The 14,713-nt window shown below is 67.0% G+C and carries 13 protein-coding genes; 5 read left to right on the top strand and 8 right to left on the bottom strand.

The window, feature by feature from the left end; genetic code table 11:
- From AC6RA4_RS14885 to betA, 3 genes are all read left to right on the top strand, one after another.
- Window positions 1–629 (top strand): sulfatase/phosphatase domain-containing protein (locus AC6RA4_RS14885; protein ID WP_500161583.1); only part of this gene is annotated, 629 nt, incomplete at its 5' end.
- 21 nt (window positions 630–650) lie between these two features.
- A complete protein-coding gene (gene betB / locus AC6RA4_RS14880; protein WP_500161581.1) occupies window positions 651–2,108 on the top strand; it encodes a betaine-aldehyde dehydrogenase in 1,458 nt (485 codons plus the stop codon).
- Entirely contained in the window at window positions 2,108–3,766 is a 1,659-nt protein-coding gene (gene betA, locus AC6RA4_RS14875) for a choline dehydrogenase (protein WP_500161579.1), read from the top strand. Before betB ends, betA begins: the two co-directional genes overlap by 1 nt.
- Window positions 3,767–3,842: 76 nt before the next feature.
- Here the strand turns inward: betA and AC6RA4_RS14870 are convergent, their stop codons facing one another.
- Both AC6RA4_RS14870 and AC6RA4_RS14865 read right to left on the bottom strand, forming a co-directional pair.
- Window positions 3,843–5,405, bottom strand: coding sequence for a D-aminopeptidase (locus AC6RA4_RS14870; RefSeq protein ID WP_500161577.1), 1,563 nt, complete (start codon window positions 5,403–5,405; stop codon window positions 3,843–3,845).
- A 208-nt stretch (window positions 5,406–5,613) separates the two neighbouring features.
- On the bottom strand, window positions 5,614–6,795 hold the full coding sequence (locus AC6RA4_RS14865; RefSeq protein WP_500161575.1) for a GAK system CofD-like protein: 1,182 nt from the start codon (window positions 6,793–6,795) through the stop codon (window positions 5,614–5,616).
- A gap of 335 nt (window positions 6,796–7,130) precedes the next feature.
- On the opposite strand from AC6RA4_RS14865, the gene AC6RA4_RS14860 reads away from it, so the two are divergent.
- Window positions 7,131–7,934, top strand: a complete 804-nt coding sequence (locus AC6RA4_RS14860; protein ID WP_500161573.1) for a transporter — start codon at window positions 7,131–7,133, stop codon at window positions 7,932–7,934.
- Between the two features lie 4 nt (window positions 7,935–7,938).
- Here the strand turns inward: AC6RA4_RS14860 and AC6RA4_RS14855 are convergent, their stop codons facing one another.
- From AC6RA4_RS14855 to AC6RA4_RS14845, 3 genes are all read right to left on the bottom strand, one after another.
- The gene (locus tag AC6RA4_RS14855; protein WP_500161571.1) at window positions 7,939–8,565 is read right to left on the bottom strand and encodes a PAS domain-containing protein; all 627 of its coding nucleotides are present in this window, start codon (window positions 8,563–8,565) and stop codon (window positions 7,939–7,941) included.
- Window positions 8,566–8,655: 90 nt separating this feature from the next.
- Window positions 8,656–11,238 carry an HWE histidine kinase domain-containing protein gene (locus tag AC6RA4_RS14850; RefSeq protein WP_500161569.1) on the bottom strand — a complete coding sequence of 861 codons (2,583 nt, stop codon included), beginning with the start codon at window positions 11,236–11,238 and terminating at the stop codon, window positions 8,656–8,658.
- A 19-nt stretch (window positions 11,239–11,257) separates the two neighbouring features.
- The gene (locus tag AC6RA4_RS14845) at window positions 11,258–11,833 is read right to left on the bottom strand and encodes a heme oxygenase-like domain-containing protein (RefSeq protein ID WP_500161567.1); all 576 of its coding nucleotides are present in this window, start codon (window positions 11,831–11,833) and stop codon (window positions 11,258–11,260) included.
- Between the two features lie 270 nt (window positions 11,834–12,103).
- Here AC6RA4_RS14845 and AC6RA4_RS14840 point away from each other — a divergent pair, with 270 nt between their 5' ends.
- Window positions 12,104–12,316 (top strand): DUF1127 domain-containing protein, encoded by a 213-nt coding sequence (locus AC6RA4_RS14840; protein ID WP_500161565.1) that lies wholly within the window; start codon window positions 12,104–12,106, stop codon window positions 12,314–12,316.
- A 46-nt stretch (window positions 12,317–12,362) separates the two neighbouring features.
- Here the strand turns inward: AC6RA4_RS14840 and AC6RA4_RS14835 are convergent, their stop codons facing one another.
- The 3 genes from AC6RA4_RS14835 to AC6RA4_RS14825 form a co-directional block, all read right to left on the bottom strand.
- Window positions 12,363–13,553: an acetate/propionate family kinase gene (locus AC6RA4_RS14835; protein WP_500161563.1), complete on the bottom strand. Its 1,191-nt coding sequence runs from the start codon at window positions 13,551–13,553 to the stop codon at window positions 12,363–12,365.
- A 183-nt stretch (window positions 13,554–13,736) separates the two neighbouring features.
- A complete protein-coding gene (fabI, locus tag AC6RA4_RS14830) occupies window positions 13,737–14,504 on the bottom strand; it encodes an enoyl-ACP reductase FabI (protein WP_500161561.1) in 768 nt (255 codons plus the stop codon).
- Window positions 14,505–14,519: 15 nt separating this feature from the next.
- The coding region (locus AC6RA4_RS14825; protein ID WP_500161559.1) for a hypothetical protein at window positions 14,520–14,713 on the bottom strand (194 nt) is incomplete at its 5' end.

The following is a 14,713-nucleotide window of genomic DNA, read 5'->3' as shown; positions in this document are numbered from 1 at the left end:
TGCTCGGCGAGCGCGGGCTGTTGTTCAAGATGAGCTTCTTCGAGGGCTCGTCGCGGGTGCCGATGATGATCGCCGCGCCGGGGCTCGAGCCGGGCCTGAGCGAGACGCCGGTCAGCAATATCGACGTCTGCCCGACGGTCTGCGACCTTGCCGGCGTCAGCATGGACGAGGTCATGCCCTGGACCGCCGGCGAGACGCTGGTGCCGGTCGCCAAGGGTGCGCCGCGCGGGCCGGTGGCGATCGAGTATGCCGCCGAGGCCTCCTATGCGCCGCTTGTCGCGCTGCGTGAGGGCGACTGGAAATACACCCGCTGCACTCTCGACCCCGAGCAGCTCTTCAACCTCGCCGACGACCCGCACGAACTGACCAACCTCGCGGACGACCCGGCCCATGCCGAGAAGTTGGCGCGTTTCCGCGCCATGGCCGACGAGCGCTGGGATCTCGAGCGTTTCGACGCCGAGGTGCGCAAGAGCCAAGCCAAGCGCTGGGTGGTCTACGAGAGCCTGCGCAACGGCGCCTACTACCCGTGGGATTACCAGCCGCTGCAAAAGGCCAGCGACCGCTTCATGCGCAACCACATGGATTTGAACGTGGTCGAGGAAAACGCCCGCTACCCGCGTGGCGAATGACCTGACGACAAAGGAAGACCGATGACTTACGACCTTCAGCCCAAGGGCAGCCACTATATCAACGGCGCCTATGTCGACGACACCAGCGGTGCCGAGATCCCGGTGATCTATGCCGCCACCGGGGCGCGCGTCGCCACGCTGCGCGCCGCCACGCCGGCCATCGTCGAGCAGGCGCTTGCCGCCGCCGAAGCGGCGCAGGCCGACTGGGCCAGGCTCTCCCCGCGCGAGCGGGGCCGGGTGCTGACCCGCGCCGCGCAGATCATGCGCGAGCGCAACCACGATCTTTCGGTGCTGGAGACCTACGACACCGGCAAGCCGCTGCAGGAGACCCTCGTGGCCGATGCCACCTCGGGCGCCGACGCGCTCGAGTATTTCGGCGGCCTCGCCGCCAGCCTCACCGGCGAGCACATCCCGCTGGGCGAGGACTGGGTCTACACCATCCGCGAGCCGCTCGGCGTCTGCGTCGGCATCGGCGCGTGGAACTACCCGACCCAGATCGCCTGCTGGAAGGCCGCCCCGGCGCTCGCCTGCGGCAACGCCATGGTGTTCAAGCCCTCCGAGACCACGCCGCTCTGCGCCCTCAAGGTGGCCGAGATCCTGACCGAGGCCGGCGCGCCGGCGGGGCTCTTCAACGTGGTGCAGGGCATGGGCGAGGTCGGCGCCGCGCTGGTCACGGACCCGCGCGTTGCCAAGGTCTCACTCACCGGCTCGGTGCCGACCGGGCGGAAGGTCTATGCCGCCGCCGCCGATGGCATGAAGCACGTGACCATGGAACTGGGCGGCAAGTCTCCCATGCTGGTCTTCGACGATGCCGATATCGACAACGCCGTGGGCGGCGCGATCCTCGGCAACTTCTACTCCTCCGGCCAGATCTGCTCCAACGGCACCCGCGTCTTCGTGCAGAAGGGCATCAAGGAGGCCTTCCTCGCCCGCCTCGCCGAGCGTCTGAAGGGCGCGGTGATCGGCGATCCGCTGGATGAGGCGACGAGCTTTGGTCCGATGGTCTCCGAGCAGCAGATGAGCATCGTGCAGGGCTTCATCGAGAAGGGCGTGGCCGAGGGCGCGCGTCTGGTCACCGGCGGCAAACGCATCGACCGCGACGGCTGGTATCTCGAGCCCACCGTCTTTGCCGATGTCACCGACGACATGACCATCGCCCGCGAGGAGATCTTCGGCCCCGTCATGAGCGTGCTCGATTTCGACACCGAGGAAGAGGCCATCGCCCGCGCCAACGCCACCGAGTACGGGCTTGCCGCCGGGGTCTTCACCGCCGATCTCAGCCGCGGTCACCGGGTGATCGGCAAGCTGAAGGCGGGCAGCTGCTTCATCAACTCCTACAATGACGCACCGGTCGAGGCGCCGTTCGGCGGCGTGAAGATGTCGGGCGTGGGCCGCGAGAACTCCAAGGCCGCGATCGAGCACTGGAGCCAGATGAAATCCGTCTATGTCCGCATGGGCGACGTGGAGGCACCGTTCTGATGCAAGCCGAATACGTCATCGTCGGCGCTGGCAGCGCCGGCTGCGCCATCGCCTACCGGCTCGCCGAGGCCGGCAAGCGGGTGCTGGTCATCGAGCATGGCGGCAGCGATGCCGGTCCGCTGATCCAGATGCCCGGCGCGCTCAGCTACCCGATGAACATGAAGCGCTACGACTGGGGCTTCCAGTCCGAGCCCGAGCCGCATCTCGGCGGCCGCCGCCTCGCCACTCCGCGCGGCAAGGTGATCGGCGGCTCGTCCTCGATCAACGGCATGATCTACGTGCGCGGCCACGCCCGCGACTTCGATCACTGGCGCGATCAGGGCGCCGATGGCTGGGGCTATGCCGATGTGCTGCCCTATTACCAGCGGCAGGAGAACTGGCACGATGGCGGCCATGGCGGCGATCCCGCCTGGCGCGGCACGGATGGCCCGCTGCATGTCAGCCGCGGCCGGCGCGACAACCCGCTGACGCAGGCCTTCGTCGAGGCCGGCCGGCAGGCAGGCTACCCGGTCACCCCCGATTACAACGGCCACCAGCAGGAGGGCTTCGGCCCCTATGACATGACGGTCTGGCAGGGCGAGCGCTTCTCGGCGGCCAAGGCCTATCTGCGCCCGGCGCTCAAGCGCGAGAATTGCGAGCTGGTGCGCGCCTTCGCCCGCCGCGTGGTGATCGAAGAGGGCCGCGCGGTCGGCGTCGAGGTCGAGCGCGGCGGCAAGGTCGAGGTGATCCGCGCCGAGGCCGAGGTCATCCTCGCCGCCTCGTCGCTGAACTCGCCGAAGCTCCTGATGCTCTCGGGCATCGGCCCGGCGGCGCATCTGGCAGAGCACGGCATTGACGTGGTCGCCGACCGCGCCGGTGTGGGCCAGAACCTGCAGGACCATCTCGAGCTCTACATCCAGGCGGCGGCGAGCCAGCCGGTGAGCCTCTTCAAGTACTGGAACCTGCTCGGCAAGGCCTATGTCGGCGCGCGCTGGCTCTTCACCAAGACCGGGCCGGGCGCGACGAACCAGTTCGAGAGCGCGGGCTTCATCCGCTCGGAGGCCGGCGTCGACTATCCCGACATCCAGTACCACTTCCTGCCCATCGCGGTGCGCTATGACGGCCAGGTTGCCGCCGAGGGTCACGGTTTCCAGGCTCATGTCGGCCCGATGCGCAGCCCCTCGCGCGGCGAGGTCACGCTGCGCTCGTCGGATCCCAAGGACCCGCCGCGCATCCTGTTCAACTACATGGCGCATGAGAAGGACTGGTCGGATTTCCGCAAGTGCATCCGCCTGACGCGCGAGATCTTTGCCCAGGACGCCTTCAAGCCCTACTACAAGCACGAGATCCAGCCGGGTGCGGATGTCCAGAGCGATGACGAGCTGAACGATTTCATTCGCCAGCATGTGGAGAGCGCCTATCACCCCTGCGGGACTGCCCGCATCGGGCGGGCGGACGATCCGATGGCGGTGGTCGATCCCGAGACCCGCGTGATCGGCGTCGATGGGCTGCGGCTGGCCGACAGCTCGATCTTCCCGCGCATCACCAACGGCAATCTCAACGCGCCGTCGATCATGGTGGGCGAGAAGGCCAGCGATCACATCCTCGGCCGCACGCCGCTGCCGCCGAAGAACGATGCGCCGTGGATCAACCCGAACTGGGAAACCTCTCAGCGCTGAGGGCAGGGCGCCAAGATTTTTCGTACGAAAAATCTTGGTGTTAAGAAAATTCGCAGAATTTTCTTGGGCGCGCCGCTCAGGCGGTTTTCTCGTAGGGGATCTGGCGCGCCAACCAGCAGCCGAGCTGCGCGCCGCTGACGGTGCCGTCGGCGGCGCGGGTCACGATCAGCGTCCAGTCGCCGGGGGCCGGGGCGTCCATCGCGCGCCGCGTCGCCAGCCGCCAGACATCCTGTGCCAGCGGCGCCATGCGCTCGAAACGCCCGGTGCCGAGCAACCCGGTGAACCGCGCATAGATGCCGCCATCGCGGGCCTCGATCTCCATCTCCGCCTCCAGCTCGTCCGAATGGTAGCGCCCGGCGATCTCAAGGCCATCGGCGGTCTCGAGTGGCGTCAGCGGGGTCAGCGCGCGCGTGGTGTTCTCGCCCGGGCGCGCCATCGCGAGCCCATCCCCATCGCGCGTGATGTTCACTCCCGGAGCTGTCAGCGTGCCGTCGGGTCCCGCCTCGAGGGGCTGCGGCCCGACCGCGTAGCCCAGCTGAACCTCGCGGCGCCCGGTGGTGAGCGATGCGGTCAGCCCGCGCGCGTCGTCGAGCCAGAGCCCGTCCCATTCCTCTGTGATGAAGGCGGGTTCGGGCGCAGGCGCGCCCATCGCCGCCCGTGCGACCTGCACAGCCGCGCCATGGGCGTCGGCCTCGTGGTTGAACAGCACCACCACCGAGAGCCGCTCGGAACGCGCGTTGAGCCGGTGCGCGCGGAAGCCGCGCAGGGCGCCGGCATGGCCGGTGAAGGCCACGCCGGCGATCTCCTCGTGGGCCAGCCCGTAGCCATAGTCCGCCGGCGCGCCATCGACAAATCGGGGCGGCTCGGAGAGCCGGCGATAGAGGCTCTGCGGGTCGTCCCGCGTGGCGTCGATCCAAGCCTCATAGGCCAGCATGTCGTCGAGCGAGGCCGAGATGCCGGCATCGCCGATCCAGAAGATGCCGTTGTCGGCGGGAAAGAAGCCGGTGGCGTCGCTGCCTTCGTAGCCGATCACGCCATCCTCGGGCTGCCGCGTGTCCGAGGTCAGCACGGCCGTGGTCATCCCGGCAGGCTCCCAGATATGGCTGCGGTAGAGATCGGGCAGGGCCTGCCCAGTTTCGCTTTCGATGATCTCCGAGACGATCCGGTAATTGCAGTTGCAGTAGGAATACTCGGTCCCGGGGGCGAAATGCCCGGTCTTCATGCGGGCGAGCAGCGGCAGCGCATCTCCGCGCGCGAAGGTCTGCTCGGCCAGCCCTCCCTGCAGCACCGTCAGCGCCCAGTAGTCGCGCAGGCTCGACTGGTTGTCGCAGAGCTGGCGCAGGGTGGGCAGAGGGCCCGTGAAACTGGGCAGGAACTCGGCGACGCGGGCATCGTAGCGCTCGGGTTCTCCCAGCGCGGCCAGCAGCACGCCGCAGGTGAACTGCTTGGAGATCGAGCAGATCGGCATCCGGGTGGCGGTGGTGAGCGGCGTGCCCGCATCGAGGTCGGCATAGCCCCAGGCACGGGCCGCGACGGTCTTGCCATCCTTCATCACGCCGACAAGGCCGCCGGGCCCGGGGAAGGCCTTGGGAAGGGCGTCGAGCGCGGTCTCCAGCGCGGCGAGGTCGATGGCTGTCATGGGGAGGCGTCCTTGGGATCGGTCATGCGGGCCTTGGGAACGGGCCGCATTTGTGCGGAAGATGACCAAGGGGTAGCGAAGCCGGTGACCATAGGGAAGGAATTGGCCGGGAAAACGCCCTGCCGCCTCGGGCGCGGATGAAAAACCGGGCAACGGTTGGGGCCCAAGAAAATTCGCAGAATTTTCTTGTCGCGACGCGCCCTTTGGCTCAGTCGAGCGAGACCAGAAGTTCGGCCACGCGCTGCGCGTCGTATTTCGCCTCGTCGGCGCGGCGCAGCGGCAGGCGGACACAGGGGATGCCGAAGCGTTGGGTGACCGCCGTGCAGTCCGGTTCCGGCACGCTAGCGTCGCAGATCACGTGGGTGAGGAAGCGCGCAGGCTCCAGCCCGTCGCCGGCATCGGCACGCAACGGCGCCAGCAGTGCCGCCACCTGATCGGCAAGCCGGTGGCCAAGCGCTTCGGGATCACGCCCGAGGCTCGGCAGGTAGACCTTGGGCACGTGCCGTGCCGCGATGGCGGTGCCGGTTCCGGCGGGCAGAAGGTTGGCGATGACGCTGGAATAGAGGCTCCCCGGCGGGTAGCAGATCAGGTCCGCCTGGCCGATGAGCTTGCGATTGCGCTTCGGCAGCGGCACCTCGGCAGGATCAAGCGCGCGCCTCCCGTCGCTCAGGAAGCAGCGCCGGATCGGACTGTCGAGCGGCGCGACCTCCTTGCCGCTGATCGCGCGCTGGCCGGTGATCCGTCGCCCGTCTGCCAACTCGGCGCCCAGCTGCAGGTTGGCATCGACCACCGCGCGCACGGTGCCGCGCACGTCGACCATCTTGGACATCAGGAACAGCACCGGCTCAAGGGCGCGCTCGTTGCGCAGGTAGCCCCCGGCGAGGATCAGGTTGCCGATGCTGGCGTTGCGATAGTCGAACCCCTCGGGCACCGCCACGGCAAAGGCGCGCAGGGTGGTGCGGATGAGCTTGCGCATCGGCTGCGGGATCGCGGCGATCAGCGCGTGCCGGCCCGCGACCATCTCGGCCACCTCGGCGCGCAGCGCCGCCTGCGGCGCGTCGCGTGAGAGGCGGTGGTTGAACAGAGCATAGACGTCGGGCTGGCCGAGCACCGTCTCGTCGGCCAGCGCCATCAGCCGGCTGCGCAGGTCGCCCACCGCCGGCATGCCGAAGGCCTCGCGCAGCACCTGGCTGCTGCCGCCGCTGTCGAAGGGGGTGATCAGGTGCACCGAGTTGAAGGTATAGCGCTTGAGCTGGCGCGAGATGCCGTTGAGCGCGCTGCCGCCGCTGAAGAACAGCAGGCGCGGCCCGAGATGCGGCGCGCTGCGCGCCCGCGCGACCCGAAGGTCGTCGGGCAACCTGATCTCGCGCGCGATCCGTATGCTGTTCATCGAGGCAATCCCTGCAGCGTCTTGGTCCTGAATACGCGGCAAGCGGGGAGCTGTCATCCGTGACAGGGGGGGACGTGATCGTCGGGCGAGATCTCCTCATGCGTGTCCGGGTTCGGCTTCGGCTGCCATTGCGGCGAGCGCGGCGACACGAAGCGCGCGGCGCACGGGCCCCTCGCTCCGGGCTGGGTCTCCCTTCAGGACTGGTAGATTTCTGCATCCCTTTCAGAGGTGTGCCGAAGAGTCATATTCTCGCGTTATCCGTGCGGGCGTATACTTGGGCGTTAGAGACAGCGCCGGACCGTCAAGGCCGACTCACGCATTCCGGGGGTGAGACCATGTCACAGACCATTTCGAAACTTCCTGGCGTGGGCGCTGCTGTTGCGATGCTGATGCCCGCTGCGGTTGCCGCGCAGGATGCCGATGAATTGGCGCGCCAGCTCGCCAACCCGGTGGCCAATCTCTACAGCCTGCCGTTCCAGCTCAACTACGATGAAGGCTATGGCGTGGATGGCGACGGTTATCGCTACACGCTGAACATCCAGCCGGTGCTGCCGATCTCTCTGAACGACGACTGGAACCTGATTTCGCGGACCATCCTGCCGGTCATCAGCCAGACCGACGTGATCCCGGGCAGCAGCCAGAAGGGCTACGGCGACATCGTCCAGAGCTTCTTCTTCTCGCCCAAGAACCCCACCGCCGGCGGGCTGATCTGGGGCGTGGGTCCGGTCTTCTTGCTGCCCAGCGGATCGGATGACTTCACCGCCGATCAGTTCGGCGCGGGCCTGACCGCAGTGGGGCTTAAGCAAAGCGGAGCATGGACTTACGGGGCGCTGTTCAACCATATCTGGGATGTCGGCGGCGGCGATGACGCGACCGAGATCGACGCCACCTTCTTTCAGCCCTTCGTCACCTACGGCTTCAGTGGCGGCTGGTCGCTGGCGCTCAACACCGAGCTGACCTACGACTGGACATCGGAGCAAACCTCGCTGCCGGTCAACCTCAACCTGTCCAAAGTGACGACCATCGGCGGCACGCCGGTGAGCATCGGAGCGGGGGTGCGTTACTGGGCGGATTCGCCGGAATACGGCCCGGATGGCTGGGGCGCGCGGCTCACCCTGACGTTCATGTATCCCAAGTAAGCGCTCAGCTGCCCGGCCGCGCTCCGCCGCTGCCGGGCAGCGCTGCGCGCAGGTCGGATATGGCGTCCTGCGCCTTGCGTGCGGCCTGCGCCAGTTCTGCAGCAATCTCGGCGATGATCTTCTCGTCCCTCGCGCGGGGCAGCATGCGGGCGCTCGACTGGCTGACCGTGGCGATGTTGGCCATCGTGTGCAGCGTCTCGTTCAGCGAGCTGAGCAGATCGGTACGATCCATGTCGCCCTCCTGCGTCGCGTGTTCGGTGATGTCGACCGACAGCGCGAGCACCGAGGAGATGCCATCGTCACGTTGTTCAAGCGGAAACACTTCGATCTCCCAGACGCTGCGCTGGCCTGTGCCGAAAAACTCGGCGGTGTAGGCGCTTGCCTGCCCGTCGAATGCCGCGGCGACCGCGTTGCGCGCCTTTTCGGCCGCGGCCCCCTCCCAGAATTCGGTCCAGACCTTGCCGCAGACATCTTGGCTCTGCACCCCGAGCAGTTCGAGGCCGCGCCGGTTGATCCCGATGACCCGGCCTTCAGCGTCGATGACCTTGGCGCAGACGTTCGACCGTTCCGCAAGATAGCCTTGCATGACCGCAAGGGCCTGCAGGCTGACCTGTTCACCGTTGAGAATCATCCGGACACTCCTCGCCACAACCGCGACGCGTGTCAGTATAACGATTTTTCAAGGGCATTCCGAATAACAATTTGGTCTTGCTGGTAATTTTCACCCGCCCGACATTGCTTTTCTGAGCGCATCCTCCAGCGAGGTCGATGTGAACGGCTTCTGCACGATGGTGCAGGGCGGATAGGTTTCGACAAGCTCGTCGGCCGATCCGTAGCCCGTCGCCAGAACGAAGGGCACGCCGGCCTCGTGCAGCTTGCGCGCCACGGGCAAGGATTGCTCCTCGCCGAGGTTCACGTCGAGAATGGCGAAGTCGACCGGATGCTTCTCGATCCAGCGCATTGCCTCGGGCACCGAGGACAGGATTTCGACCTTCGCGGCCCCCAGATCCTCGAGCGTGGCGGCGGCATCCATCGCGATGATAAGAGAATCCTCCAGCACCATGCCCTGACCGGAAAGGCGCATCTCGCCTCCGGCGGCGGAGGCCGCGGGCGCTGGAGACGTCGCGCCAGGGTCACTGGTGTCGGCCACGATGCGCGAGATCACCGTGGGCGGCAGGCGGAAATGCGCTTCGAGCCCGGTGACCTTGTAGGAGACCTCCGCGTCGCCCCGGAGCTCGTGCGGGATCGAGCCTTCGATGATGGTGGTGCCGAAGCCGCGCCGCTTGGGCGGCGTCACCGGCGGGCCGCCGCGCTCGGCCCAGTCGATCAGAAGCCCGCCGCTGCTGTCCTCGGTCAGCTGCACCTCGACGGTGCCGCTTTGGTCACAGAGCGCGCCATACTTGATCGAGTTGGTCGCCATCTCGTGCAGCACCAGCGCCATGGTGGTGTAGGCATTGGGCGCGATCATCGCATCGGGGCCGGTGATCACCACGCGCGCGGATTTGTCCGAGGCATAGGCCGCGAATTCGCACTGGATCAGGCTCTTGAGCGAGGTCGGCTCCCATTGCTCGGAGGTGAGCTGGTCATGCGCCCGGGCCAGCGACTGGATGCGGCCATCGAGATTGGCGGTAAAGCCCTCGAGCGTGTCCGACGAGGCGCGCGACTGCGACAGCAGACCGCGCATCAGGTTGAGAATGTTGCGCACCCGGTGGTTCAGCTCCGAGATCAGCAACTGCTGCTGTTCCTGCGCGCGCTTGCGCTCGGCATCCGAGGCGTCGAGCACCTTGAGATAGACCTCAAGCAGGATGGTGCGCAGCTTGTTGGCGGCGTGTTCCTGTTCGAGCGACCACGGCAGGCTGCGGCCCTGCACCGTCTCGCGCCAGACCTCGAAGCTTTGCCGTGGTGTGAGACGGGTGCCGTTGGGGCCGATGCTCACCGGCTTGGTGGGATCGCCGGCCCAGGCGACGGTCTCCTCGATCTGCTTGCGGAACAGCACCAGGTAATCGCGCGGACGCTTGGAGATCGGGATCGCCATCAACCCTGCGGCGCGGGCGGGGAAGTCGCGCGCGGCCTCGAGATAGCGACCGAGGTGATCGGTATGGAACACCCCGGCACCGATCGAGCGGTCAAGGAAGCGCGCGATGCCCCGGAACTCTTCTTCGGTGGGCACGGTGCCGGTGGCGTGGAACGCTTCGTTCTCGAACAGCACCACCCCGTCATGGGGGATGACCGTCTCGATATCTTCCGAAATTGACAGCAGGCTTTCCGCCACCGGACGGCCATCGGCCATGTGGCCCATCAGCAGGGTCTGCAGGCGGCTGGTCTCGTCCTCGACCTTCTTGCGCTGCAGGTCCTCGAAGCGCGACAGCTCGTAGGAGAACATATGCGCGAACATCTCGAGCGCGGTGCGGCGCTCGTACTCGATGTAGTGCGGGCTGTGGTGGTGGCAGGCGAAGAGGCCCCAGAGCTCGCCATCCTTCATGATCGAGACCGACATCGAGGCCTCGACCCCCATGTTCTTGAGGTACTCGATATGGATCGGCGAGACCGAGCGGGTCACCGCAAGCGACAGGTCGAGCGGCTGGCCGTCGAGCGTGGTGCCCGGCAGGATCGGGCTGCCGGGGTCGTTCACGTCCGAGATCAGCCGCAGCAGCGAGCGCTTGTAGAGGGCGCGCGCCTGCACCGGAATGTCGGAGGCCGGAAACATCAGCCCGTCATATTTCGATTGTCCGTCCTTTCGGACCTCGGCCACTACCTTGCCCGACTGGTCGGGCTGGAACTGGTAGACCATGACGCTGTCGAAGCCGCAGAGGCTTTGCAGTCCGCGCGCCGCCGCGCGGGTCAGGGAGCGCAGGTCGCGGTTGCGGCTGAGGGCCGAGATCTGCGGGTAGACCTCGGCCAGAACGTCGCGACCGCGGGTGGCGACCTTGGGCTCGAACTCGACGATCAGGTGGCGGCCCGAGCCATGCACCGAGACGTCAAACGCCTTGCCGCTCGCGCGCATCGTGACATTGAACAGCCGCAGCACGCCATCGGGGAGATCGACCACGCGCAGGTTCTGGCGGATGCGGTCGAACCCGTCCGACACGACGAGCTCGCGCAGCGGCCGGCCGAGCGCCTCCTCGGCGGGGATGCCGAGGATGGCCTCGAGGTTCTCGGAGGCGTGCTGGACGATCCAGTCCGTCGAGAGCGCCAGCAATGCACCGTAGGACTGCACCCTCCCAAGCTGGTGGATGGGCTCGCGGTCGCAATCGGTGAGATCCACGGTCCGCTGCGGGGCAGGGAACGGGGGCGTTGTCGTCATGTCTGGTCGTCTTTCATAGTCAGGCCTGCGCTGTGGCGGCGCGGGAAAAGAGCGCGAAGCCGGCATTGGTGTCTTCGATGATGCGGGCGGCGCGTTCCGAGCCGCTGGCAACCTTGTTCAGCTCGGCGCAGTGGCGCTGCCAGAGCTGCGGCATCGTGCCGATGAGGAAATATTGCGGGATCGCCTCGCGCTGGTGGTCGCCGAAGAGCTGGCGGCGCATGGTCTCGGTGCCGAGCCGCGAGCCCAGAACGAGGTAGTCGATCGCCACCGCGTCGAGCGCTGCGTCGGCCGCCTCTATGGTTTGCGCGATGGCGCCGCGGTTCTCGAGGTCAAAGCGCAGCCGGCCGACCAGTTCGGTCAGCAGAAGGCCCGACAGCATGCGGTCGGCATCGACCGGGCGGCTGGCCAGAAGAGCGCTGAGCGCCGCGTATTGTGTGGCGAGAAACCAGGGCAAGTGCCGTTCGGGAGCGTCCATGAAGGGCGCGAACTGCATCTCGAGCGCGTCGTGCTCGGCCTTTGTGTCGCGACGGAGGGCGTGGCGAAACGGGTCTGCGCAGTCGGCCAGGCGCGGCGCGCGAAGTGATGTACTGTTCAACTGCTGACTGCCTTCAAGATACCTGTCGTCCCAGAAGCTAACAACGCGGCTTGTCGGGATTGGTTCCCAAAAAAAGTTAACGAAATGTGAGATCGCGTGATTTTCTCTCTGCGGGCCTTTGCGGCATGCCGCGCGTGCATGCCGGGGTCCCGCATCTGTACGTTGTTCTGTTTCCCTCTCGGCACGATATGAGGGGCATCAAGGCGTCGCGCGCCCCGCTCGGGCAGGCAAACGCCGCTTCCTGACAGTTCATATCGAGAGGACAGACACATGGCTCATGTGACCGAACATTCCGTGCAAACCGGGTTTGCCGCCCAGCTTCACGAGGCCGTCGCGGCGGTCAGGCACTGGAACGCGCGCCGCAATGAATACGCCCGCGTCTACGAGGAGCTTTCCACCTACACCGACCGCGAACTGGCCGACATCAACCTGATCCGCGCGCAGATCCCCGAAATCGCCCGTTCGGCCGCCCGCGCGATCTGAGCGCTGCGGACGCGCCATTCCGGCGCGCCCCTTCCGGTCACCGGGCTCAGGCGGCGCTTTCGAGCAGCCGCTTGCCGGCCCGGGCGATGACCAGCTCCTCGTTGGTGGGCACCACGAGGATTCTTGCCCGGCTCATCTCGGTGGAGATGCGGGTGTCGTTGCGGGCGTTGCGCTCGCGATCCAGCTCAAGCCCGATCCAGCCCATGCCCTCGCAGACCCGTTCGCGGATCAGACGCGAGTTCTCGCCGATGCCGCCGCAGAACACCAGCGCGTCGAGCCCGCCGAGCGCGGCCGCCAGACCGCCCAGTTCGCGGCGGATGCGGAAGACGAAATAGTCGATCGCCTCGTTGGCCTCGACGGTGCCGGCGGCCTCGAGCGTGCGCATGTCGTTGGACAGGCCCGAGAGGCCAAGGAGGCCGGATTTCGAGTAGAAGAGCTGCCGCACCTCGTCGATGCTCTTGCCCTCCTGCTGCACCATGTAAAAGATCACGCCCGGGTCGATCTGGCCCGTCCGCGTTCCCATGGGCAGACCGTCAAGCGCGGTGAAGCCCATGGTCGAGGCAATGGAATGCCCGCCGATCATGCCGCACATCGAGGCGCCGTTGCCCAGATGCGCCACGATCACCCGCCCGTCATGCACCAAGGGCGCCAGCCGCTTCAGCTCGCCCGAGATGTAATCGTAGCTCAGCCCGTGGAAGCCGTAGCGCCGCACGCCCTTGTCGTAATACTCGCGCGGCAGGGCGAAGATGTCGTTCACCTTGGGATGGCTGCGGTGAAAGGCGGTGTCGAAGCAGGCGACCTGCAGCGCGTCGGGGAAGGCGGCCATGGCGGCCTCGACGCCTGCGAGGTTGTGCGGCTGGTGGATCGGCGCGAAGGGCGAGAAGCGGCGCAGTTCCTCGAGCACCTCGGGGGTGATTGCCACCGGCTCGGAATAGACCGGGCCGCCATGCACCACGCGGTGGCCGACCACCGAGGCCTTGGCGTTGGGGAATTTCTGCCGCAGCTCGGTGAGCGCGGTGTTGAGCGCGCTGACATGGTCGCGCGCCTCGGCGGCGGTCAGGTCGCGCTTGAGGGCAGGGGCGGCACTGCCGAAATCCGCCTTGAGCCTGGGCGCGGCACCGATGGCGTCGACCAGCCCCGAGGCCAGCTCCACCGGAGCGCCGGAAATGTCGTAGAGGGCGAATTTGAGCGAGGACGAGCCCGCGTTCAGCGTCAGGGCGACGGGGGTCTTGGTCATGGGAGCGGGCGCCTTTCTGTCTGGTCCGGAAGCGTCAGGGTCCGGCATGGCGCAGAGATCGCGCCGCGGGCGCCCGGCGTTGTCGGCATCTTACCCATCAGGGATGTGGCGACCACCCCGTTTTGTGAGGAGCCGCCATGCTTTGGGCGCCGTTGCTCGACGGTGGCAGGGGGCTGTGAGTGGTCAGGCAATGATCGAGTAGCCGCCATCGATCTCGTGCACGCCGCCGGTCAGGTTGCGGGCCTGCGGCGAGGCGAGGAAGGCGGCCATGGCGCCCACGTCCTCGATGCTCGCCAGCACATGCATGGGCGCGCGCGCGGCGGCGGCGTTGAGCATCTCGTCGAAATGGCTGATGCCGCTGGCGGCACGGGTCTTGAGCGGCCCCGGCGACAGGGCGTGCACCGAGATGCCCTTTTCGCCAAGTTCGGCGGCTGTGTAGCGCACGGCGCTTTCCAGCGCCGCCTTCACCGGCCCCATCATGTTGTAATCCTTCACCACCCGAACCGAGCCGAAGAACGACACGGTGAGGCAGGTGCCGCCCTCCTGCATCAGCGGCTCGGCCAGCCGGATCATGCGCAGGAAGGAATGCACCGAGATGTCCATCGCCATGGTGAAGCCCTCCGCCGAGCAATCGACGACCCGGCCGTGCAGATCGTCGCGCGGGGCGAAGGCGATCGAATGCAGCAGCGTGTCGAGCCGGCCCCAGCGGGCGGTGATCTCGTCAAACAGCGCCTCGAGCTGGCCGGGCTGGCTGACATCGAGCGGCAGGATGATCTCGGCGCCGAGCTCTTCGGCAAGCGGGCGCACATGCGGCTCGGCCTTGGCGTTGAGATAGGTGATTGCCAGATCCGCGCCCTGGTCTCGCAGCGCCTTGGCGCAGCCCCAGGCGATGGAGTGCTCGTTGGCGATGCCGACGATGAGCGCCTTCTGACCTTGTAGGGAAAATAACATCTTACGCCTCCATCTTCATTTGCCACTCTGCCGCAAGCCGTGCCCCCTGTCGGTATCAAAGCCATGACAGGGCGGCGGATTTCGCTGCGCTGCGGCAAATCGCGGCGCGGCGGCGACAATTTCAGCGCGGCGTGAATGGGGCGGGCATCCGAAGCGCTTCGGGTGAAATCGTGATCGACAGAAATCATGGTAACTGATGCGTGAAAGCC

This window comes from Salipiger sp. (genome assembly GCF_059781815.1).
This window is presented reverse-complemented; position numbering and strand designations above follow the sequence as displayed.